The following is a 21,316-nucleotide window of genomic DNA, read 5'->3' as shown; positions in this document are numbered from 1 at the left end:
GGGTCACCCATCTAGCGTCGTATCCAGTGTCTCGATCAGGCGTCGAGTCGCCGTCTCCGCGGCGCGGAAATCGAAGGCCTCGAGTCGCTCGCGAATCGGGGCGAGCAGCTCGGGGGCGATGCGAGGTTCGAGGCTGTCGAGCAGCGGGCGAACCCTCGCCGGGTCGTCCTGATCGAGCGCTTCGAGCAGTTGCTGTACCAGGGCATCCGTCCCGGCCTCCGTGCTTGGCGATCGTTTTTGCGCCGCCGCGGCCGGCGGCGGGTGTTGCTCGATGTACTCGGCGATCGCGTGCAGGCTGGCCGTCATGGTGCGCGTCAGCTGGTCGATCGCCGATCTCGTCTGCTCGGCCATGCCTGAGTGCGCGGCCGTCTCCAGCTCCGTGGCCGCCTGCTGCAGCGACTTCAGCCCGAGGTTGCCGGCCGCTCCCTTGAGCTTGTGGGTGAGCGTCGCGATGGTGTTGCGATCGCCCGACTCCTCGAGCCGGTGGAGCTTGCTCCCGGTATTGGCGTACTCGTCGCCGAAACGGCGCAGGTTGGTCGTATAGACGGTCGCGTTGCGCCAGCGCGTCATCGCCTCGGCGCTGTCGAGCAGGGGCAGGCTGCCCTCTGTGTCATGGTGTGAGGGCGCCGGCGACTCGATTCCCTTGCCGTTCGTCGGCGTGTGACAGAGATGGCTGCGGATGGTCGCGATCATCTGGTCGACATCGAAGGGCTTGGGCAGGAAGTCATCCATCCCTGCGGCGAGCGCGGCCTCGCGCTGAGGCTGGAAGGCGCCGGCGGTCAGGGCGATCACCGGCAGTTGCGCGAGACCGAGCCGTTGGCGGATCTCTTGGGTTGCCATGTAGCCGTCCATCACCGGCATCTGGATATCCATCAGCACCAGATCGACACCCTGCGGGTGCTGCTCGACCCAGTCGACCGCCTCGCGCCCGTTGGCGGCCTCGTGGACCTCGGCGCCCTCGCCCTCGAGGATGGTGCGGGCGACCTCGCGATTGATCTCGCTGTCGTCGACCACCAGCAATCGAACCTCTTCAAGACGTGGCTCTTGGTGTCCGGGGGGCTGCGCCGCCGAGCCGGCGTGTCGCGTCGTCGGCTGTTCGATCTGCTGCATGGCGTTGTAGAGCGCCGAAGGGGTGACCGGCTTGTGGATGAGTGCGTCGATCTCTGTGGCGAGTTCGTGTTCGCGGCCATAGGCGGTGGCCATGATCACGCGGGGCATCTGTTCGGAGGGGAGCGTGTCGCGCGCGATCCTGACCGTCTCGATGCCGTCCATCCCCGGCATCCGCCAGTCGATCAGCAACAGGTCGAAGGGGGACGGTCCGGGTTGGCGATCGAACAGCAGCGCCAGCGCCTCCTCGCCCGAGCTGGCTGTCATCGAGTCCCAACCGAGGGTCCTGGCGCAGGCCTTCAGGGTTGCGCGCGCGGCCTCGTTGTCGTCGACCACCAGCACATTGCAGCGCGGCAGCGGGGGACGCTGCGACATGGTGGGTGCCGCGGCGTAGGGCAGAGTGAACCAGAACTCACTGCCTTGACCGACCTGGCTGGTCGCGCCGAGCGTCCCGCCCATCGCCTCGACCAGGCGCCGGCAGATGGCAAGTCCCAACCCGCTGCCGCCGAAGCGCCGGGTGGTCGAGGTGTCGGCCTGGGTGAAGGCCTGGAAGATTGCCTGCAGCTTGTCCGGGGCGATGCCGATCCCGGTGTCCTTGACGCTGAAGTGCAGCCTGAGCTGATCGGGTTCGGAGTCGTCGCAGAGGACCCGCACCAGCACCTGGCCCTGCTCGGTGAACTTGAGCGCGTTGGAGACCAGGTTGGTGAGCACCTGCTGGAGTCGCAGGGCGTCGCCGTAGAGGGTGTCGACTCCCTTGGGCGGGACGCCGACGATCAGCTCGACCTGATGGTTGCCGCTCTCCGGGGCCATGATGGTGGCGATGTTCTCGAGGACCTCGCCGAGACTGAACGGCACATGCTCGACCTCGAGTCGCCCGGCCTCGATCTTGGAGAAGTCGAGGATGTCGTTGACCAGCGCGAGCAGGGCGCGGCTGGCGCTGTGGATCTTGACCACCAGTCGCCGTTGCTCATCGTCGAGCGCGGTCTGGTCGAGCAGATAGGTCAGGCCGAGCACGGCGTTGATCGGGGTGCGGATCTCATGGCTCATGTTGGCGAGAAATCCGCTCTTGGCCTCGGTGGCCGTCTCGGCCTGGCGCACCGCCTCGCGCAGCCGCTCGTTGAGGGCGAGCAGCTCGTGGGTGCGCTGGCCGACCTTGAGTTCGAGCTGACGGTTGGCGTCGATCAGTGCCTGCTCGGCCTTGTACTTGTCGGTCACGTCGCGGTTGGTGCCGACCATCTGCAGTGGCTGCCCTTGCTGGTCACGCTCGATCAGCGCCGCCGAGTGGATGTGACGGATCTCGCCGCTGGTGTGCTGGATGCGGAAGCTGAGCTCGTCGACCTGTTTGCCGAGCAACTGCAGTCGCAATCGCTCCTCGACATGGGGGCGGTCGAGTGGGTGGATCCGTGACAGCCAGGCGGTATAGTCGAGTGCCGGCCTGCCGTCGCGACCGTGCTCGAGTCCGTAGATGGCGTACATCCGCTGGTCCCAGGTCAACTGGTTGTCGTCGAGTTGCCACTCCCAGATGCCGATGCCCGCGGCATCGAGCGCCAGGCGCATGCGCGAGAGTGTGGTGCGCAGCTGGGCCTCCAGACGATGGTAGTCGCTGAGGTCGCGAACGATATAGGACAGCCCGATGATCCCGCCGTCGCCGTTGCGGACCGGTGAGATGGTCGCGGCCAGCTCGATGAGACGCCCGTCGCGATGGCGATGCTGGATGCCGAATCGACGCAGGGTCTGGCCGCTGCGGACCTGGGCAAGTCCCGCCTTCCAGGCCTCGACATTCCCCTTGGTATCGAGTACCGGCGGTGGCTGGCCGATCATCTCATCGGCACGGTAGCCGAACAGCCGCTCCGCCGCCGGGTTCCAGCTGACGACCCGATTGTCGAGTCCCTGGCCGATGATGGCGTCGTCGGTCGACTCGATGATGGCGGCGAGTCGGCCGCGTGACTCGGCCGTCTGCAATCGCTTGCGGGTATTGTCGAGATAGATCCACAGCAGCCCCGAGATCAGAGTCGAGAACAGCGCGATCAGCCCGGCGACATGCTGGGGATCGCGCAGGTTGAGGTTGGCGAGGAAGGCTGGCAGTACCTTGATCTCGATCTGCCAGCGTCGTCCGTAGAGCGCGATGGTGTGACGGGCGACGAGGTCGTCGATGATCGGCGTGTCGCTGCCGGGCGAGCTGTAGAAGCGTTCGGGTCGTTCGTTGTCGTCGAGGTCGGTGAGCGTCAGGCTGAACTCGTCGCCGCGGAAGTCGAAGTCCGCCAGGACCTCGTCGATCACCAGTGCCGTATAGGCCCAGCCGACCACGGTCGTCTTGTCGTCCCTGGCCGCTGCCGGCTCGGAGAGCGCCAGCAACAACAGGAAGGAGCGTAGAGGCTTGCCGCTGGCCTGCACCAGGGTGATCGGCGCGGTCAGGGTCGGCTGACCGCTGTGCATGGCGTTGATGGCTGCCTGGCGTCGATTGGACTCCGAGGCGATGTCGAGACCGATGGCCTCGCGATTGTGCTCGAGCGGCTCGATGATCTGGATCACGAAGCGCTCGCCATCGTGTTTCTGGAGCTGGTGGACAGTGAAGTCGGGACGTCCATCGTGACGAATGCGCCTGATGAAGGCGTCGACCTGGTCAGGAGCGACCCGGCTGATATAGCCATAACCCCGTGATCCGGGAAACTCGCGTCGGTGCTCGCGTGAGGCCATGTAGCGGCGGAAGTCGGCGAGTCGGACCTGGTCGCCGCCGGCGCTGATGATCGCGCCGCGGGCACCGCGCAGGCCGTATTCGTAGATCTGCATGCGATCCCTGAGCTGGTCGACGACCCGCTCGACCAGGAAGGCGAAGCGTTCGCGCTTGGTGGTCTCGTTCTCGTTGGCCAGCTGGGCGTGGACCACGACGGCGAGGACCAGCCCGGCCGCGAGCAGCAGCAGCGGGAGGTACAGCGGGACCGTGGCAGCGAGCCGGCGGAGTCTGGAGGTCACCATCACGCTCAGTCGGGCAGGCGTCGGTCAGGATCCCGGCAGCAGAGTGCCGGCCATCGGTGGGGTGCCGGTCTTGGCGCGGAAGCGGCGTGATCGGTGAGCGTGGCTGCTCGGGTCGACATCATCGATTCCTCCACGAGGGCGCTTCCTGGGGGCTTCGTCCGGGTCCTTGTCGTTGCTGCTGGCGAGTGCGGTCTCGGCGCCTGTCACCGGTGTCGGCGACTACTGACGGGTGGACTCGGGCGCGCCCCCGCGGTGAGGCGCGGGTCAGTCCCGGGGTGGCGATCGTGCGTCCAGACTGCCGTTGGATGGTGGCGACGCTTGGGGTGGGTTCAAGCGCCGCTGGCCGGATCGTCGAGGTTGGCGGGAAACACCCGATGGGTGGCGCCCCATCTGCTGGGGCGCATCGTGGCTGCGAAGGGCTTCAACCGGCGGCGCGGTTGTGCCGATCGCGGAAGGCCAGGGCATCGGCGAGGGCGGTGATCACGGGCAGCTGCGCGCCGTGGCGCTCAGCCTCCCGCAGTGGGCGGCGATACATGTATTCGAGCTCCAGCGGACGCTTGTCGAGATAATCCAGCCGCATGCTCGGGGCATAGGGCCGCATCTGCTCGGTGAAGCGTATCAGCCGCTCGGGAAAGTCCGGTGCGAAGGGATGGCCGCAGGCCTCGGCGCCGCGCGCGACCTCGGCCATCAGCCGCTGGGCGAGGCGGCGCGCGTCGGGGTCGGCGATGATCCGGTCGGTATCGGCGTCGAGCAGCACCGAGAGACCGTTGAAGGGGATGTTCCAGGCGAGCTTGCGCCAGCGTGCCTGGTGCAGGTCGGGCAGGGACTCGACCTCGACCCCGGCGGCCGAGAAGGCCTGCATCAGCGGTTCGATGCAGGCGCGGTCGCGCTCGTCGAAGGGGGCGAAGCTCACGGTGCCGTAGTCGAGATGGACGATGTGTCCGGGTCCGACCTTGTTCGAGCACAGATAGCACATCCCCGCGATCACCCGCGCCTCGGGGAAGGCGGCGGCCAGCTCGTCCTCCATGGTCAGGCCGTTTTGCAGGTTGAGGATGATGGTGCCGGGACGGACCAGGGGGCGCAGCAGTGTCGGCAGGCGGTGGTTCTGGATGGTCTTGAGCGCGACGCAGACCACGTCGCTCGGCGGGATGGCGTCACTGTCGCGATAGACCTCGACCGGGTCGAGATGGAGGTCGCCGAGGGGCGAGTCGACGCGCAGCCCGTCGCGGGCGATGGTCGCCGCGTCGCTGCGGGCGATGAAGCGCACGGTCGCGCCGGCTGCCTGCAGCCGTGCCCCGTAGAAGCCGCCGAGTGCACCGGTGCCGAGGATGGTGAAGCTGAGATCGGTTGATGCTGTCATGTCTTGCTGGTGATGCGTCCGGGGACGCACTGGAGGTTGGATTGCAACATCTCAGTATACGCCCTCGACGATGCCTCGCCCGCGAGGCGGCCCGTCGTGCTGGTCGAGCGAGTGAAACGCGACCCGGATCGCGTCGCTCCGCCCCTGTCTGGGTTACCCTGAACCCAGGACGAAAGCGATGGTGTCTGGCTCCGCTGAGTCGCCGGTGGCGATGTCGGCGCGAGACCATCCCAATCCGGTGTATGCGACAGGCGACGGACTCTCCTCGTACGCGCATCGATCAAGCAGTGGAGTCCGATCGTGACCTATTTCTACCAATCCTTCGGTCTGGTCCCCGCCTGGGCCTTCGCCTCCGGGTGGATGCTCGGCATGTGCTCGCCAGCGGCCTATCGCTGGGTGCCGAGCGCGCTGGGGCTGGGCCATGTCGAGTCGGCGCAGGTGAGCGCCGCAGCGCTCCCGGAGGCCGTCGCGCCATCCCGACCGGTCGGCGCGCACACGAGTCGCCCCCGGTCTGCGAGCCGGGTCGACGAGGTGCTGTCCGAGGCCTGCTGAGCGCGACCTGGCCGCCCTATGGGCATCTCCCATGCCGAGCGCGCCTGGCCATCAAGGTCGGGCGCTGAGCTGTCCGCGCACCGGGGTCAGCAGACCTTGATCTCCAGTTGCTCGCCGGAGTCGGGGTCGGCCAGGTGCACGGCGCAGGCGATGCAGGGGTCGAACGAGTGGATGGTGCGCAGGATCTCCACCGGCTGTCTGGGGTCGACCAGCTGGTGGTTGTGCTCCAGTGCCGCCTCGTAGGCACCGGGCTGCTCCGCGGCGTCGCGGGGGCCGGCGTTCCAGGTCGAGGGCACCACCGCCTGATAGTTCTCGATCCGACCGTCTCGGATCACGATCCAGTGACCGAGCGCGCCGCGCGGGGCCTCCATGTAACCGGCGCCGCGCGCCTCGCGCGGCCAGGTCTCGGGGTCCCAGGTGCGGGCGTCGAAGGTGCGGGTGTCGCCGGCGCGGATGTTGTCGATCAGGCCGCGATACCAGTCGTCCATGGCGTCGACCAGAATACGGGTCTCGAGCGCGCGTGCGGCGGTGCGCCCGAGCGTCGAGTAGAGCGCGGTGATCGGCAGATCGAGCTGGCGCAGCGCCTGACCGACCAGCTCGCGGGTCTGTTCGTGACCGCGGGCGTAGAGGAGCAGCACCCGTGCCAGCGGGCCGACCTCGACCGCGTGGCCCTTCCAGCGCGGCGACTTCATCCACGAATAGCCATCGGCGACGTCGAGCTGGGTATAGGGCGGTCGCACCCCGCCGCGCCCGTCGTAGTCGAGCCGGGTCTCGCCGGCATAGGGGTGCAAGCCTTGATCCTTGCCTCCGGGATAGTCGTACCAGGCGTGGGCGACGAACTCCTGGATCTGCTCGGGGTCGTCGAGATCGATCTCGTGGATGGTGTCGAGGTCGCGCCCGAGGACCACCCCGCGCGGGAACAGGAAGCCCTCCGGGCTCAGCGTCTCGCCGCTGGGAAGGTCGCCGTAGCAGAGGAAGTTGCCGAGCCCCTCGCCGCGCTCGGCCCAGTCCTTGTAGAAGCCGGCGATGGCCAGGGTGTCGGGGAGATAGACCTGCTCGACGAAGGTGCGCATGCGCGCGATGATCGCGGCCACCTCGGCCAGTCGGCTGGCGTCGAGCGCCGAGTCGGAATCGAGGTCGATGGGGCAGGGTACGCCGCCGACGACGAAGTTCGGATGCGGATTCTTGCCGCCGAAGATGGCGTGCAGCCGGGCCGCGTCGCGCTGCCAGGCGAGCGCCTCGAGATAGTGCGCCACCGCCATCAGGTTGGCCTCCGGCGGCAGCCGGTAGGCCGGGTGCCCCCAGTAGCCGTTGGCGAAGATGCCAAGCTGGCCGGACTCGACGAAGCCGCGCAGCCGCTTGCGCACCTCGCTGAAGTAACCCGGCGAGGACTTCGGCCAGGCGCTGATCGTCTGGGCCAGGGTCGAGGTTGCCGCCGGATCGGCCTCGAGCGCCGAGACCACGTCCACCCAGTCGAGCGCGTGGAGGTGATAGAAGTGCATCACGTGGTCGTGGATGTACTGCGCGCCGATCATCAGGTTGCGGATGCGCTGGGCGTTGAGCGGCGGGGTGATGCCGAGCGCGTCCTCGACCGCGCGCACCGAGGCGATGCCGTGGACCAGGGTGCAGACGCCGCAGATGCGCTGGGCGAAGGCCCAGGCATCGCGCGGGTCGCGACCGCGCAGGATGGTCTCGATGCCGCGCACCGAGGTGCCCGAGCTGTAGGCGCGGGCGATGCGGTCACCGGACAGCTCGGCCTCGATGCGCAGGTGCCCCTCGATGCGGGTGACGGGGTCGACGACGACACGTTGACTCATGGAACTGGCTCTCCTGCTGCTGGCCGGGTCTCCCGGCCTGGCTCATGCGGGTTGGCTCAGGCCGGCTGGCCGGACTCGGTGCCCGCTTCGGGCTCGACGGCCGGTCGCTCGACCAGATGCTCGGCGATCATCTCGGTCAGCCCGACCACCGGGATGTCCATGTTGAACTCCTCGAGCCCCTCCTCGAGCTGGGTGCGGCAGGTGGCGCACATGGTCACCATGCGCTCGGGCTCGACCGCCTCGATCTGCGCCTTCTTGCGCTTGAAGGCGGCGAGCTTCAGCGGCTCGGCGCGCTCGTTGGAGCTGACCCCGCCGCCAGCCCCGCAACACCACTGGAAGCGCCCGTGCTCGTCGAGGTCGACGAAGTTCTCCGCCACCAGGCCCATCAGCGCGCGCTGCTCGCCGATCACCCCGCTCTTGCGCGCGAGGTTGCAGGGATCGTGCATCGACAGCCGGTCTGCCTCCTTGCCCTCGGTGTGCAGTCGTCCGTCGCGGCGCAGCTCGTCGAGCACCTCGATGATGTGGAAGACGCGGAAGGGATAGGGGCGCCCGATCAGGTTCGGGCCTTCCCAGCGGATCGCGGTGAAGGCGTGACCGCACTCGGGGCTGATCACCCGGCTCACTCCGAGCGCCGAGGCTGCGGCCACCACCCGCTCGACGAGCTCGGCGGCGATGTCCTTGCTGCCGATCTGGATGCCGGCGTTGGTGGCCTCGAAGCACTGGGTGGAGAGCGTCCAGCGCACCCCGGCGTGATCGAAGATGCGGGTGATCGCCTCGAGGTACTCGGGGAAGTTGATGATCTCCATCGACGAGAGCATCACCAGGTATTCGGCCCCGGCGCGATCGACCGGCACCGTCAGCCCGGTGCTGCGCTCGACGTGCTGGATCTGTACCGCCAGCGTCTTCCACTGCAGTCCCATCGGGCTGCCGGTCTGGATCGCGCGCACCGAGGCGGCGACCAGCCCTTCCGGGGCGTGGCCGGACTGCACCATGCCCTCACGGGTCTTGCGGATCATGTAGGCGAGGTCGTTGCCCACCGGACAGACCATGGAGCAGCGCCCGCACATGGTGCAGCTGTCGTAGAGCAACGGCTCCCACTCGGCGAGCATGGCGTCGCTGACCTCCTGTCCCAGACCCAGCCAGCGCTTGATCCGTCCCCACAGTGTGAATTCGGCCTCCCACACCCGTCGTAGCGGCTCGAGCTTGAGGATCGGGGTGTAGCGCGGGTCGCCGGTCTCCAGATAGAAGGGGCAGGACTGGGCGCACAGCCCGCAGCGCACGCAGCTCGAGAAGAAGGCCGCCACCGGGGCGTCGATCTCGGCGCGCAGCGCGGCCAGTCCACGTTCGAGAGAGAGTTCGCTCATGACCGCACCCCCTTGCGGCCGAAGGCCGCGCCGTTGTACCAGCGCGCGAAGACGGTGGTGAAGATATGGGTGAGCTTGGTGAAGGGCAGACAGATCAGCAGCAGCTCGGCGCTGAGGATGTGCATGCCGAGCGCCAGCGGATAGGGCTCGACCAGGCGGTGATAGGCGAGATAGCCGGTCAGCACCACGGCGAAGGTCAGTGCCCACACCAGATAGTCCTGGGGGATGCTGATCCGGCGCTTGACCGGGTGGAGCAGACGATGGAGCAGCGCCGCGACCAGCCCGGCCAGGGTGATGGCGGTGAGCAGGTCGATCACCGGGTTGGGCAGGGCCGGCCAGGAGACGCCGAAGACCCCGGCGATCAGCTCCACATGCGGCACGGAGAGCAGCAGCACAATGATGAAGCCGAGGTGCCAGACCCAGCCGACCAGCACGTCGAAGGGTGCGCGCCTGAAGGTGCCGGGGTCGGGGATGGTGCGGGTGAAGACGGTGCGCAGCCCCGGCAGCCACTCACCGGCGCGCGCCTCGGCATGGTTGGTGGCGCGCCCGAGCAGCAGGATCTCGAACAGCCGCGCCAGCATCCCCACGGCGAAGATGCCGAGTGCGATCTGGAACATCGGCCCCTTGGTCCACAGCAGGAATTCCATCGCGCCGTTCATAGCTTCTTCTCCAGCTCTTCGACGGTGACCGGTTCGCGGTGCTGCTGCTCGTCGCGGGTGAGGTGCCTGGCGGCCAGCGCCGTGCCGGCGCCGAGCGCGGCCCCGGCGGCGCCGGCGCCGAGCAGTGCTGCGGCGTTCACCCGTGGTGGTACCGAGACGGCCCGGTAGAAGCCGCCGGCGTCCCAGAAGGCCGGCTCCGAGCAACCGAGACAGGGGTGCCCGGCCTCGATCGGCCAGCTGGTGCCGCCGTTCCAGCGCTGGGTGGCGCAGGCGTTGTAGGTGGTCGGACCCTTGCAGCCGAGCCGGTAGAGACACCAGCCCTGGCGCGCGCCCTCGTCGTCGAAGGACTCGGCGAACAGGCCCCGGTCGTAGAAGGGACGGCGATAGCAGCGGTCGTGGATCGACTCGCCGAAGAAGGCCAGCGGCCGCCAGTAGGCGTCGAGCTCGGGCAGTCGACCGAAGGTCAGGTAATGCGCCAGCACCCCGGTGATCGCCATCGGGATCGGCGGACAGCCGGAGATGTTGACGATCGGCTTGTCGTGCACCAGCTCCATCACCGCGCGCGCGCCGGTGGGGTTGGGGGCGGCGCGCGGCAGTCCGCCGAAGGCGGCGCAGGTGCCCACCGCGATCACCGCCGCGGCATGCTCCACGGTCTCCATCAGGATCGCGTGATTGCTGTGACCGGCGACGGTGGAATAGCCGGGGTTGGCCTCCGGACCGGGGATGGAGCCGTCGACCACCACCAGATAGTCCCCGGCATTGTCGCGCATCGCCTGCAGCCGCGCGGCCTCGGCCGCTTCGCCCGAGGCCGCCTGCAGGGTGTGGTGGTAGTCGAGCGAGATCGCCTCGAAGATCAGCCCCTCGAGGGTCGGGGCGTGGCTGCGGGTGAGCGACTCGGTGCAGCCGGTGCACTCCTGGAAGGAGAGCCAGATCACCGAGGGGCGGCGCGCCGCCTCCAGCGCCTCGGCGATCCTCGGGATCAGGCTCGGCGGCAGCGCCATCAGCGAGGCGGTGGCAGCGCAGAACTTGAGAAAACCACGCCGCGAGACCCCTTGGGCACGCAGCTGCTCGGCGAGTGTCTGGGAGGCGGCCATGATCCCTCCTCGTGGCGTCAGGACGGTGGAGACGGGTCGCCCGCGCCGGCCAGCCCGGCGTCGAGGCGCTGCAGACCGGCGCTGAGCGTGGCCCGATCGGTGCGCAGGATCTGCGGGACGGTGGCGATCTCGAGATGCAGCGCGAGCCGCTGGTCGTCGGCGTCGCGGTAGTCGACGACCCACACCCCGGCGATGGCCGACTCGTGGACCCGGGTCGGTCCCATGGCGTCGATCCGCGCCTCGACCTCGCCGCGACCGATGAAGGCCAGCAGCTGGTCGATCAGCGTGGCGTCGAGCGGCAGGGCATGGAGGTCGATGCGGTGTTCGCCGCCATCGGCGACGAGCCGGGCGAGCGCGTGGCGCACCTCATGGAGCAGCGGGACCAGTGGTCCGGGCAGGGGGGGGAGAGCGTCCGTGTCCGTGTCCCCGGCGGGGGCGATGGATTCCAGTGTGGGCATGTCGCTCACCTCGGACTGACCTTGGGAGGGAGTTTAGGCGCTTTGTCTGCGTTTCGAGTTGACTTGGCGCAGCTATTTAAGAAGGTTAGCAAGCTCCAATATAGTGAGTGTCTCGCGGGGTTATTCATCGCCCCAACGTCTGAGCAGGGCGTGAACCGCGGCGATGGCGCCGGGCAGCGCGGCCTCGACCGAGAGGCTCAGGTGTTCGCCCCAGTCGATCCGTTCGGGCTCGATGGCCACCAGCGCGCGCGGCTGCGGCAGGCTGTCGGTGAGCCGGGTGATGTCGAGCAGATCGGCGAGCCCGACCTCGTGCACGCTGCTGGCGTGGGCGCGCAGATGCGCATCCATCGCCGCGTCCTCGAACACCCGGATGGTGCCGGGGGGCTCGCCCAGGGTGGCGACATCGACCACGATCAGCCGCGCGAAGGCGGCGATGTCGGTGGCCAGGGTGAATCCCAGGGTGCCGCCGTCGAGACAGCGGAAGGGCGCGCCCGGGCCGGACTCGACCTCGAGCCGGCGGACCAGGCGCGGGCCGAGGCCCTCGTCGCTGAGCAGCAGGTTGCCGATGCCGAGGATCAGGGTATCGGGTTCGCGGGGTGGCGGTGATGGGGGCTGATGCATGGTCTGGGTCCATCCTGGTTGGATGCGGGCGCGCCGTGCTGGAGAGACGGCCTCGGGCCGTCGGGAGAGAACAGATGTGTTTCGGGATACCGATGCGGATCCGCGCGATCGACGGTCTGGTCGCCCACTGCGAGGCCGGGGGCGTGGAGCGACAGGCCAGCCTGTTGATGCTGGCGCACGAGCCGCTCGTCGTCGGTGACTACGTGGTGGTCCACCTGGGGCACGCGATCGAACGGGTCGACCCCGAGGCCGCCGCCGAGGCCTGGCGTCTCTACGACGAGATGCTGGCGGCGGGACGGGAGTAGCGGGCCGCTCAGCCCTGGACCTCGCGGGCGAGCGCGTATTGCGCCTCGACCTCGGCGGACTCCGACTGCGTATCGTCCTCCATCATCGCGCAGTTGATCGCCATGCGTGCCTGCACCGCCGCCTTCCAGGCGGGGTTGCGGGCATCGCGACGTACGTCCTCGGGGGCGAGCGCGGCGCTGGCGGCGGCGGCGACGAAGTGCTCGGCCTGGGCCATCCAGTCGGTGTCCTTGCCACAGTCGGTATAGGTGCGGGTGGCGTGCGCCTTGGCGATGCGGAAGGCCTCGGCGAGCGCCTCCGGGGGGCTGGCCGGATCGACCCCGGTGGCGATCGCCTGATGGACGCGCGCATCGCTGCACAGCGCGCCGACACGCTCGGCGAAGCGGCAACCGAGGACGCGTCGCTCGCGATGCGCGAGCGCGTCGAGCGCGGCGCGAAGGTCCTGGTCGGTCTCGATACGGATGGCCATGATCGGCTCCTCGAGTTGGCGGGTGAAGGACCGGCTGAGATCGCGTCAAGAATATCAGTAAATGATCATATTGCCAGCCGCCAGCCGCCAGCCGCCAGCCGCCAGCCGCCAGCCGCCAGCCGCCAGCCGCCAGCCGCCAGCCGCCAGCCGCCAGCCGCAGTCTGCCCTCGATCGCTGGGCGTAGGGACGGGGCGGCAAGCGCGCGCCGTCGTTGCGGATACAGGCCCACTGGAGGCTGGCGGCTGATAGCTGGCGACTTTATGCGAGGATAGGGACAGTGGCCGGGTGTGCCCCGGTCGCGGGTGTCTTCCTCCCCGTCTGGAATCGAGTCTATGAACAGAACCGTCTTCTTCGTCTCCGAGAGCACCGGCATCACCGCCGAGACCCTTGGCCACAGCCTGCTGTCGCAGTTCGACACCGTCGACTTCGAGCAGGTCTACATGCCCTACATCAACACCGAGATGCGTGCCAAGGCGCTCACCCAGCGGATGCAGGAGGCGGCCGAGCGCGACGGGGTGCGACCGATCGTCTTCGCCACCATGCTCAACGACGAGATCCGCGACATCCTCAAGACCGGCAACTGCTTCTACATGGAGCTGTTCGAGGGCTTCGTCGAGCCGCTCTCGGCCGAACTCGGGGTCTCGCCGAGTCGTGAGTCCGGGCGCAGTCACGCCATCACCCGGCCGAACTTCTACACCAAGCGGATCGAGGCGATCAATTTCGCCATGGCCAACGACGACGGCGTGCGCCCCGACAACCTGAGCCGCGCCGACGTGGTGCTGCTCGGCGTCTCGCGCTCGGGCAAGACCCCGATCTGTCTCTATCTGGCGATGCACTACGGACTGCGCGCGGCCAACTACCCGATCACCGAGGAGGACTTCGAGCACGGCGACGTGCCCAAGCAGGTGTGGGACTGTCGCGACAAGCTGTTCGCGCTGATCATCGACCCCCAGCGCCTGCAGCTGATCCGCGAGGAGCGTCGCCCCGGCAGCCCCTATGCCTCGCTGTCGAAGTGCCAGCAGGACCTGCGTCAGGCGCAGCAGATCTTCCGCCGTCTCCAGGTGCCGGTGATCAACACCACCAGCCAGTCGATCGAGGAGGTCTCGGCGCAGATCATCAAGAGCTTCAAGGAGAACCAGGAGCGACCGCTGGCGCTGCGGGTACGCTGAGCGCGTGGGCGGGCCACGCCCGCCCGATCCCGTTTGGGTGTTGAATAAGCATTTAAAGATATTTTAAATTGCCGATTAATCCCTGACCCGAACAGGGTTTCGACCGCCGCTGTCGAGATGCGCGTGCCGGCTGACCGGTGCGGTTGCGGGCTGCTTTGGCGGTCCTGATAATGACTTACAGGCACGACCATGCACGTGTCGAGACGAGGACGAGAAGGGACAGACGCGAATGAAGATAGGCATTCCCATGGAGCGCCGTCCCGGCGAGGCCCGTGTGGCCTCGACCCCGGAGGTGGTGCGCAAGCTGGTGGCCAAGGGCCTGGAGGTCTGGGTCGAGGAGGGCGCCGGTGCGCGCGCCGGTTACCCCGATGCGGACTATGCCGAGGCCGGTGCGAGCCTCGGCGCGCGCGAGACGGTCTACGACGCCGACCTGGTGCTCAAGGTGCGCCGCCCCGAGCCCGATGAGGTCGCGCTGATGCGCCGCGGCGCGCGTTATCTCGGCTTTCTGGAGAGTTGCGGCGAGGACGACCTGCTGGCGGCGATGCAGGCGCGCGAGCTGCTGGTCTTCCCGCTCGAGCGGATGCCGCGCACCTCGCGCGCGCAGTCGATGGACGCGCTCTCCTCGCAGAGCAGCATCGCCGGCTATCGCGCCACCCTCGAGGCGGCGAGCCGCTACGGGCGCTTCTTCCCGATGATGATGACCTCGGCCGGCTCGGCCAAGCCGGCGCGGCTGGTGGTGCTCGGCGCCGGGGTCGCGGGGCTGCAGGCGATCGCCACCGCACGGCGGCTCGGCGCCGATGTCCACGCCTATGACGTGCGCCCCGAGACCCACGAACAGATCCGCTCGCTCGGCGCGCGCCCGATCGAGCTCGATCTCGGCGAGAGCGGCGCCGGCGAGGGCGGCTACGCCCGCGAACTCTCCGACGCGGCCAAGGCCCGCCAGCAGGCCGCGCTCGCCGACGAGCTGGCGCGCGCTCAGGTGATCATCACCACCGCGCAGATCCCCTGTCGCCAAGCCCCCATGCTGATCCCGGAGACGGTGGTCGAGCGCATGCGCCCGGGCTCGGTGATCGTCGATCTGGCCGCCGCCAGTGGCGGCAACTGCCCGCTCACCGTCGCCGACAAGGTCGTCGAGCGTCACGGCGTCACCCTGGTCGGGCTGACCAACTACCCGGCACTGCTCGCCGCCGACGCCAGCGCCTTCTACGCGCGCAACCTCGCCAACCTGCTCGAGCTGATGATCGAGACCGGGGCGTCCGGACCCCAGCTCAGGGACCCGGCGGACGACGAGATCACCGCCGCGATGGTGGCGCGCGCCGACTGAGCGCGCGCCCGCCATCCGTCCATCCATTGCCAACGGAGAGACTCATGCCCGAGTTGCTCGATCCAACCATCATCGCGCTCTATGTCTTCATCCTCGCCTGCTTCATCGGCTACTGGGTGGTGTGGGGCGTGACCCCCTCGCTGCACACCCCGCTGGTGGCGCTCACCAACGCCATCTCCGGCATCGTGCTGATCGGCGCGCTGCTGGTCGCCGGTGACCCCGAGGCCGGGCTGCTGACCCAGTTGCTCGGTTTCCTCGCGGTGCTGCTCGCCTCGATCAACGTCTTCGGCGGCTTCCTGGTGACGCACCGCATGCTCTCCATGTTCAAGAAGAAGCGATAGGGACGGCATTTCGATGGAGCTTTCAGTCAATCATCAGGCGCTGGCCTATCTCGCCGCGGCCGTCCTCTTCATCCTCGGGCTCAAGGGGCTGACCCACCCGGCCACCGCGCGACGCGGCAACCTCTACGCCATGCTCGGCATGGTGATCGCCATCGCCGCCACCCTGCTCGGCGCTCAGGTGCAGTCCTACGGCTTCATCATCGCCGGCATCGCCATCGGCGCGGTGATCGGCGCGGTGGTCGCGGTGCGTATCCAGATGACCGCGATGCCGCAGCTGGTCGCGGCGCTGCACAGCTTCGTCGGCATGGCCGCGGTGCTGGTCGGCATCGGCACCTTCCTCGAGCGCAGCGCCAGCGGCGGGCTCGACGCCCTGCTGATGAGCGAGATCTCGGCCGGGGTGGTGATCGGCGCGATCACCTTCACCGGTTCGGTGATCGCCTTCGGCAAGCTCCAGGGGCTGATCGGCGGCGCCCCGGTGCGCTTTGCCGGGCAGCATCTGCTCAATGCCCTGATCGCGCTGGCGACGGTGGCGCTGGCGGTGCACTTCGCGCTCACCGGCAGCCTGCTCTCGCTGCTGCTGATGACCCTGCTCGCGCTGCTGCTCGGTTTCACGCTGATCATCCCCATCGGCGGCGCCGACATGCCGGTGATCATCTCGATGCTCAACAGCTACTCCGGCTGGGCGGCGGCGGCCACCGGCTTCACCCTGCACAACAACCTGCTGATCATCGTCGGTGCGCTGGTCGGCTGCTCCGGGGCCATCCTCTCCTTCATCATGTGCCGGGCGATGAACCGCTCGATCCTCAACGTCGTCTTCGGCGGTTTCGGCAGCAGCGGTGGTGGCGGCGGCGAGAGCGCCGGCGCCCAGGCCGCCGAGCGCGGGGTCAAGTCGGCGGCGGTCGAGGACGCCGTCTACTGGATGGAGGACGCCGCGCGGGTGATCGTGGTGCCCGGCTACGGCATGGCCGTCGCCCAGGCCCAGCACGCGCTCAAGGAGCTGATGCAGCAGCTCGAGGGGCGCGGGGTGGAGGTGCGCTTTGCCATCCACCCGGTCGCCGGGCGGATGCCGGGGCACATGAACGTGCTGCTCGCCGAAGCGGACATCCCCTACGAAAACGTCCAGGAGATGGACGAGATCAACCCCGACTTCCCCGGCACCGACGTGGTGCTGGTGGTCGGCGCCAACGATGTGGTCAACCCCGCCGCGCGCGAGGACGCCTCCAGCCCGATCTACGGCATGCCGATCCTCGAGGCCGGTCGCGCGCGCCAGGTCTACTTCCTCAAGCGCTCGATGCGTCCCGGCTACTCCGGCGTCGACAACCTGCTCTTCTACCAGGACAACACCTCGCTGATCTTCGGCGACGCCAAGGACACCATCGAGGCGATCAACGCCGCGCTCAAGGGCGGCGGGCACTGAGACCCCGGCAGGGTCGCCCGGGTCCCGTGCGGGGCCCGGGTGCCCGCTTCGAACAGGTCGGGTCGGCCGAGACTGATCTGGCGCGGCTGGTCGTCTACTCTGGCTCGACTCACTGTTCGATGGCGGGGTTGCTGTCGGGTCGGTTGTGTCTCTCTGCGCCAGTCTTGTCTGCCCCGTGTGATTCGCGCCAACGTCCTCGACTGCATCCGTTAACCCCGAGCGGCTATGCTGTGCGCTCACGGGGCGGGGTGCGTGGCCGGGGAGGGCGCGTATCCTGTTGATCCCGTCCCCTTCGATGTCGCGGGCTTTGGCGCGGCGACTGCAAGACGAGAGCGAAGATGAATCAAGATTACGTCAACAAGACCGTGGTGCTGTTGCTGGCGCTGGGGATCTCGGCGCTGTTCCTGACGATGATCCAGCCCTTTCTGATGGCGCTGTTCCTCGCCGGGCTGTTCAGCGCGCTGGCCAGGCCGCTGTTTCTGAGGTTGCAGACGCGCTTCTCCGGGCGGCGTCATCTGGCCTCGATGACGACCCTGCTGATCATGGCGGTGGTGGTGCTGATCCCGCTCGGGGTGCTGTTCTGGGTGCTGTTGGCGCAGGCGCTCGATGTCAGCCACGCCATCGGCGAGTGGTTCAAGGGCTCGCTGCAGGACCCCGGCGTGCTCGCCGATCATCTGCACCGCCTGCCCTTCTACGATCAGCTGATGGTCTACGAGGACGAGATCCTCGGCCAGCTCGGCAATGCCACCACCGCGCTCAGCAAGCTGCTGGTGGAGTGGGTCTCGGGGGTGACGCTGGGGACGGCGAACTTCGTCTTCATGACCTTCGTGCTGCTCTACAGCATGTACTTCCTGCAGATGGACGGGTCCAAGCTGATCGAGCGCATCCTCTACTACCTGCCGCTCAAGACCAGCGACGAGCGGGTGATGCTGGAGAAGTTCACCTCGGTGACCCGCGCCACGCTCAAGGGCTCGCTGCTGATCGGGTTGTTGCAGGGGACGCTCGCGGGGATCGCCTTCGCCGTCGCCGGCATCGACAACGCGGTGTTCTGGGGCACGGTGATGGCGGTGCTGTCGGTGATCCCCAACGTCGGCGCGGCGCTGGTGTGGGCGCCGGCGGTGGCGATCCTGGTGGTGCAGGGCGATGTGGTGACCGGGGTGACGCTGGGGCTGTTCTGCGGCCTGGTGGTCGGCTCGCTCGACAACCTGCTGCGCCCGGTGCTGGTCGGCAAGGACACCAAGATGCACGAGCTGATGATCTTCTTCGGCACCCTCGGCGGCATCTTCATGTTCGGGCTGGCGGGGATCTTCATCGGCCCGGTGGTGGCCTCGCTGTTCATCTCGGTGTGGGAGATGTACGGGGTCGAGTTCGCCGAGGTGCTGCCCGACGTCGAGGAGGTGCTGGAGGGCATCGACCTGATCGAGGAGCCGCCGACCGCCCCCGAGCCCGCGCCGAGCGAGACAGGCGGCGATCAGGACGACGCCGCAGGGCGCTGAACGGGCATGAAAAAACCCCGGCCGCCGTGGCGGTCCGGGGTTCGTTGCGACCGGCGCTGCGGCGCCGGTGCGGGGTCGACCTCAGAGGGTCTTGGCCTGTTCGGCCAGGTAGAGCCAGGTGTCGATCACGGTGTCGGGGTTGAGCGAGATGCTGCTGATCCCCTGCTTGAGCAGCCAGTCGGCGAAGTCCTTGTGGTCCGACGGGCCCTGGCCGCAGATGCCGACGTACTTGCCCTTGGCGCGGCAGGCGGCGATCGACATGGCGAGCATCTTCTTCACCGCCGGGTCGCGCTCGTCGAAGTAGTCGGCGACCAGACCGGAGTCGCGGTCGAGCCCCAGGGTGAGCTGGGTCATGTCGTTGGAGCCGATCGAGAAGCCGTCGAAGTACTCGAGGAACTCGTCGGCCAGCACCGCGTTGGAGGGCAGCTCGCACATCATGATCAGGCGCAGCCCGTTCTTGCCGCGCTCCAGACCCTGGGCGGCGAGCGCCTCGCTGACCGCCTTGGCCTGACCGAGGGTGCGCACGAACGGGATCATGATCTCGACATTGGTCAGGCCCATGTCGTCACGCACCCGCTTGAGCGCCTCGCACTCCATCTCGAAGCACTCGCGGAAGTGATCGGCGACGTAGCGCCCGGCGCCACGGAAGCCGATCATCGGGTTCTCTTCCTCGGGCTCGTAGCGCGGACCGGCGATGAGGTTGGCGTACTCGTTGGACTTGAAGTCCGACATGCGCACGATCACCGAGTTGGGCGCGAAGGCCGCGGCGAGGGTGGAGATGCCCTCGGCGAGCTTGGCGACGTAGAACTCGCGCGGGCTGTCGTAAGCGGCGATGCGCGGGGCGATCTGGGCGCGCAGCTCCTCGGGCAGCTGGTCGTACTCGAGCAGCGCCTTGGGGTGGATGCCGATCATGTTGTTGATGATGAACTCGAGTCGCGCCAGACCGATACCCGCGTTGGGGGTGGCGGCGAAGGCGAAGGCCCGGTCGGGGTTGCCGACGTTCATCATGATCTTGACCGGGATCTCGGGCATGGCCGAGAGCTCGATGCGCTTGTGCTCGAACGCCAGCTTGCCGTTGTAGATGAAGCCGGTGTCGCCCTCGGCGCAGCTGACGGTCACCGCCTGGCCGTCCTTGACCACATCGGTGGCGTTGTTGCAGCCGACCACCGCGGGGACGCCCAGCTCGCGGGCGATGATGGCGGCGTGGCAGGTGCGCCCGCCACGGTTGGTGACGATGGCCGCGGCGCGCTTCATCACCGGCTCCCAGTCGGGGTCGGTCATGTCGGTGATGAGCACATCACCGGGCTCGACACGGTGCATGTCGGCGATGCTGTTGACGATCTTGGCAGCACCCGCGCCGATGCGGTTGCCGATGCTGCGTCCGGTGGTGAGCACCTCGCCCTTCTCTTGCAGGGTGTAGCGCTCGATGACGTTGCCCGAGCGGCTCTGCACCGTCTCGGGACGGGCCTGGACGACGTAGAGACGCCCGTCGATACCGTCCTTCGCCCACTCGATGTCCATCGGGCGGCCGTAGTGGCGCTCGATCAGCAGCGCCTGCTTGGCCAGCGCCTCGACCTCGGCATCGCTGATGCTGAAGCGTTGCTGGTCGGCCTCGGGCACCGGCTCGGTGCGCACCAGCTGGTCGCTGTCGGCGTCGCTGTAGACCATGCGCACGGCCTTGTCGCCGACGCTGCGACGCAGGATCGCCGGACGACCGGCCTCGAGGGTCGGCTTGTGGACGTAGAACTCGTCGGGGTTGACCGCGCCCTGCACCACCATCTCGCCGAGACCGTAGCTGGCGGTGATGAACACCGCGTCGCGGAAGCCGGACTCGGTGTCGAGGGTGAACATCACGCCGGAGGCGGCGAGGTCACTGCGCACCATACGCTGGATGCCGGCCGAGAGCGCGACGTTGTGGTGCTCGAAGCCCTGGTGGACACGGTAGGAGATGGCGCGGTCGTTGAACAGGGAGGCGAAGACCTCCTTGATCCGATGCTTGATGCTGTCGAGGCCCTGGACGTTGAGGAAGGTCTCCTGCTGTCCGGCGAAGGAGGCATCGGGCAGGTCCTCGGCGGTGGCCGAGGAACGCACCGCCCAGGACACCGCATCGCTGCCGGCCTCTTCGACCAGCTTGGCGTAGGCGGCGTCGATGGCCGACTCCAGCCCCTCGGGGAAGGGCTGCTCCATCACCCAACCGCGGATGCGCGGGCCGACCTCGGCGAGGGCGGCGACATCGTCGACGTCGAGCGCGTCGAGCGCCTCCCGGATGCGCGCATCCAGCCCGTCCTTGGCGAGGAACTCGCGATAGGCCTCGGCTGTGGTGGCAAATCCGCCCGGCACCTGGACACCGACATCGGTCAGGTTCTGGATCATCTCGCCCAGGGAGGCGTTCTTGCCCCCGACGATGGGCACGTCATCCATCCCGAGGTCGCTCAGCCAGCGGACGTAGTCGGTCATTGTGTTCTTTCTCCGGTCTTAGAGGTTGCGCCGCCCGGGCGTTGGCCGGGCGGTCGCGGTTCGTTGCGAGGTGAACGATAAAGCGGGCACGACCCACAGATGACGGCAGGTTTGATCGATCAGCCCCAGAAGAATCATAGGAATATAACGTATCGCCTGCATGACCGTCCCGGCGCTCAGTTAATAGTAAGTATTGACTGAGTCAAGCCTTGATCGGCCCGTCACCCCGCGCCGCGGCTCTCTGGGCTGGGTGATTCTCCCTTGAACCCTTGCGCCTATTCAGGCAGCCTAGGCAGGCTATACAAACACTCATCGCATGTTGTCGCCCCTGA

17 protein-coding genes are annotated in these 21,316 nt (G+C 68.1%); 7 read left to right on the top strand and 10 right to left on the bottom strand.

Annotation, left to right across the window (positions count from 1 at the left end; translation table 11 throughout):
- Window positions 1-3: 3 nt before the first annotated feature.
- Both ACAM26_RS15940 and ACAM26_RS15935 read right to left on the bottom strand, forming a co-directional pair.
- Window positions 4-4,080: a response regulator gene (locus ACAM26_RS15940; RefSeq protein ID WP_369614084.1), complete on the bottom strand. Its 4,077-nt coding sequence runs from the start codon at window positions 4,078-4,080 to the stop codon at window positions 4-6.
- A gap of 424 nt (window positions 4,081-4,504) precedes the next feature.
- Window positions 4,505-5,443: a putative 2-dehydropantoate 2-reductase gene (locus ACAM26_RS15935; RefSeq protein WP_123140705.1), complete on the bottom strand. Its 939-nt coding sequence runs from the start codon at window positions 5,441-5,443 to the stop codon at window positions 4,505-4,507.
- 300 nt (window positions 5,444-5,743) lie between these two features.
- On the opposite strand from ACAM26_RS15935, the gene ACAM26_RS15930 reads away from it, so the two are divergent.
- Window positions 5,744-5,995: a hypothetical protein gene (locus ACAM26_RS15930; protein WP_132230484.1), complete on the top strand. Its 252-nt coding sequence runs from the start codon at window positions 5,744-5,746 to the stop codon at window positions 5,993-5,995.
- Window positions 5,996-6,081: 86 nt separating this feature from the next.
- On the opposite strand, the gene ACAM26_RS15925 is transcribed toward ACAM26_RS15930, so the two are convergent.
- The 6 genes from ACAM26_RS15925 to ACAM26_RS15900 form a co-directional block, all read right to left on the bottom strand.
- Window positions 6,082-7,812, bottom strand: coding sequence for a nickel-dependent hydrogenase large subunit (locus tag ACAM26_RS15925; RefSeq protein ID WP_369614083.1), 1,731 nt, complete (start codon window positions 7,810-7,812; stop codon window positions 6,082-6,084).
- Between the two features lie 56 nt (window positions 7,813-7,868).
- Window positions 7,869-9,176: a (Fe-S)-binding protein gene (locus ACAM26_RS15920; RefSeq protein ID WP_123142068.1), complete on the bottom strand. Its 1,308-nt coding sequence runs from the start codon at window positions 9,174-9,176 to the stop codon at window positions 7,869-7,871.
- A complete protein-coding gene (locus ACAM26_RS15915; protein WP_123142067.1) occupies window positions 9,173-9,835 on the bottom strand; it encodes a hypothetical protein in 663 nt (220 codons plus the stop codon). The genes ACAM26_RS15920 and ACAM26_RS15915 overlap by 4 nt, the downstream gene beginning before the upstream one ends.
- Complete coding sequence (locus tag ACAM26_RS15910) at window positions 9,832-10,929, bottom strand: hydrogenase small subunit (RefSeq protein ID WP_369614082.1); 1,098 nt, start codon at window positions 10,927-10,929, stop codon at window positions 9,832-9,834. The genes ACAM26_RS15915 and ACAM26_RS15910 overlap by 4 nt, the downstream gene beginning before the upstream one ends.
- Before the next feature lie 17 nt (window positions 10,930-10,946).
- Window positions 10,947-11,387 (bottom strand): hydrogenase expression/formation C-terminal domain-containing protein, encoded by a 441-nt coding sequence (locus tag ACAM26_RS15905; protein WP_369614081.1) that lies wholly within the window; start codon window positions 11,385-11,387, stop codon window positions 10,947-10,949.
- 120 nt (window positions 11,388-11,507) lie between these two features.
- Window positions 11,508-12,008 carry a hydrogenase maturation protease gene (locus tag ACAM26_RS15900; RefSeq protein ID WP_369614080.1) on the bottom strand — a complete coding sequence of 167 codons (501 nt, stop codon included), beginning with the start codon at window positions 12,006-12,008 and terminating at the stop codon, window positions 11,508-11,510.
- 74 nt (window positions 12,009-12,082) lie between these two features.
- Between ACAM26_RS15900 and ACAM26_RS15895 the strand changes: the two genes are divergently transcribed.
- Window positions 12,083-12,313 (top strand): HypC/HybG/HupF family hydrogenase formation chaperone, encoded by a 231-nt coding sequence (locus ACAM26_RS15895; protein ID WP_123140713.1) that lies wholly within the window; start codon window positions 12,083-12,085, stop codon window positions 12,311-12,313.
- An 8-nt stretch (window positions 12,314-12,321) separates the two neighbouring features.
- Here ACAM26_RS15895 and ACAM26_RS15890 read toward each other — a convergent pair whose 3' ends face one another.
- A complete protein-coding gene (locus ACAM26_RS15890; RefSeq protein ID WP_369614079.1) occupies window positions 12,322-12,780 on the bottom strand; it encodes a hypothetical protein in 459 nt (152 codons plus the stop codon).
- A 332-nt stretch (window positions 12,781-13,112) separates the two neighbouring features.
- Between ACAM26_RS15890 and ACAM26_RS15885 the strand changes: the two genes are divergently transcribed.
- From ACAM26_RS15885 to ACAM26_RS15865, 5 genes are all read left to right on the top strand, one after another.
- Window positions 13,113-13,949 (top strand): pyruvate, water dikinase regulatory protein, encoded by an 837-nt coding sequence (locus ACAM26_RS15885; protein WP_005220989.1) that lies wholly within the window; start codon window positions 13,113-13,115, stop codon window positions 13,947-13,949.
- A 229-nt stretch (window positions 13,950-14,178) separates the two neighbouring features.
- On the top strand, window positions 14,179-15,273 hold the full coding sequence (locus ACAM26_RS15880; RefSeq protein ID WP_123142063.1) for a Re/Si-specific NAD(P)(+) transhydrogenase subunit alpha: 1,095 nt from the start codon (window positions 14,179-14,181) through the stop codon (window positions 15,271-15,273).
- A 44-nt stretch (window positions 15,274-15,317) separates the two neighbouring features.
- Entirely contained in the window at window positions 15,318-15,614 is a 297-nt protein-coding gene (locus tag ACAM26_RS15875; protein ID WP_005220991.1) for a proton-translocating transhydrogenase family protein, read from the top strand.
- Between the two features lie 13 nt (window positions 15,615-15,627).
- Complete coding sequence (locus ACAM26_RS15870) at window positions 15,628-17,031, top strand: NAD(P)(+) transhydrogenase (Re/Si-specific) subunit beta (protein ID WP_123140716.1); 1,404 nt, start codon at window positions 15,628-15,630, stop codon at window positions 17,029-17,031.
- 338 nt (window positions 17,032-17,369) lie between these two features.
- Window positions 17,370-18,527 (top strand): AI-2E family transporter, encoded by a 1,158-nt coding sequence (locus ACAM26_RS15865; protein WP_123140717.1) that lies wholly within the window; start codon window positions 17,370-17,372, stop codon window positions 18,525-18,527.
- 81 nt (window positions 18,528-18,608) lie between these two features.
- On the opposite strand, the gene ppsA is transcribed toward ACAM26_RS15865, so the two are convergent.
- Window positions 18,609-20,984, bottom strand: a complete 2,376-nt coding sequence (ppsA, locus tag ACAM26_RS15860) for a phosphoenolpyruvate synthase (protein ID WP_123140718.1) — start codon at window positions 20,982-20,984, stop codon at window positions 18,609-18,611.
- Window positions 20,985-21,316 lie beyond the last annotated feature (332 nt).

This window comes from Marichromatium sp. PS1, from assembly GCF_041155115.1.
Taxonomy (GTDB): Bacteria; Pseudomonadota; Gammaproteobacteria; order Chromatiales; family Chromatiaceae; genus Marichromatium; species Marichromatium gracile.
Note: the sequence above shows the minus strand (reverse complement) of the source record. Positions and strands in the feature narration are given on the sequence as shown.

Excerpts from the sequence above, each read along its gene's own strand:
- ACAM26_RS15935 (WP_123140705.1), bottom strand. The coding sequence starts at position 5,443 with ATGACAGCATCAACCGATCTCAGCTTCACCATCCTCGGCACCGGTGCA.
- ACAM26_RS15925 (WP_369614083.1), bottom strand. The coding sequence starts at position 7,812 with ATGAGTCAACGTGTCGTCGTCGACCCCGTCACCCGCATCGAGGGGCAC.
- ACAM26_RS15920 (WP_123142068.1), bottom strand. The coding sequence starts at position 9,176 with ATGAGCGAACTCTCTCTCGAACGTGGACTGGCCGCGCTGCGCGCCGAG.
- ACAM26_RS15915 (WP_123142067.1), bottom strand. The coding sequence starts at position 9,835 with ATGAACGGCGCGATGGAATTCCTGCTGTGGACCAAGGGGCCGATGTTC.
- ACAM26_RS15910 (WP_369614082.1), bottom strand. The coding sequence starts at position 10,929 with ATGGCCGCCTCCCAGACACTCGCCGAGCAGCTGCGTGCCCAAGGGGTC.
- ACAM26_RS15905 (WP_369614081.1), bottom strand. The coding sequence starts at position 11,387 with ATGCCCACACTGGAATCCATCGCCCCCGCCGGGGACACGGACACGGAC.
- ACAM26_RS15900 (WP_369614080.1), bottom strand. The coding sequence starts at position 12,008 with ATGCATCAGCCCCCATCACCGCCACCCCGCGAACCCGATACCCTGATC.
- ACAM26_RS15895 (WP_123140713.1), top strand. The coding sequence starts at position 12,083 with ATGTGTTTCGGGATACCGATGCGGATCCGCGCGATCGACGGTCTGGTC.
- ACAM26_RS15890 (WP_369614079.1), bottom strand. The coding sequence starts at position 12,780 with ATGGCCATCCGTATCGAGACCGACCAGGACCTTCGCGCCGCGCTCGAC.
- ACAM26_RS15885 (WP_005220989.1), top strand. The coding sequence starts at position 13,113 with ATGAACAGAACCGTCTTCTTCGTCTCCGAGAGCACCGGCATCACCGCC.
- ACAM26_RS15880 (WP_123142063.1), top strand. The coding sequence starts at position 14,179 with ATGAAGATAGGCATTCCCATGGAGCGCCGTCCCGGCGAGGCCCGTGTG.
- ACAM26_RS15875 (WP_005220991.1), top strand. The coding sequence starts at position 15,318 with ATGCCCGAGTTGCTCGATCCAACCATCATCGCGCTCTATGTCTTCATC.
- ACAM26_RS15870 (WP_123140716.1), top strand. The coding sequence starts at position 15,628 with ATGGAGCTTTCAGTCAATCATCAGGCGCTGGCCTATCTCGCCGCGGCC.
- ACAM26_RS15865 (WP_123140717.1), top strand. The coding sequence starts at position 17,370 with ATGAATCAAGATTACGTCAACAAGACCGTGGTGCTGTTGCTGGCGCTG.
- ppsA (WP_123140718.1), bottom strand. The coding sequence starts at position 20,984 with ATGACCGACTACGTCCGCTGGCTGAGCGACCTCGGGATGGATGACGTG.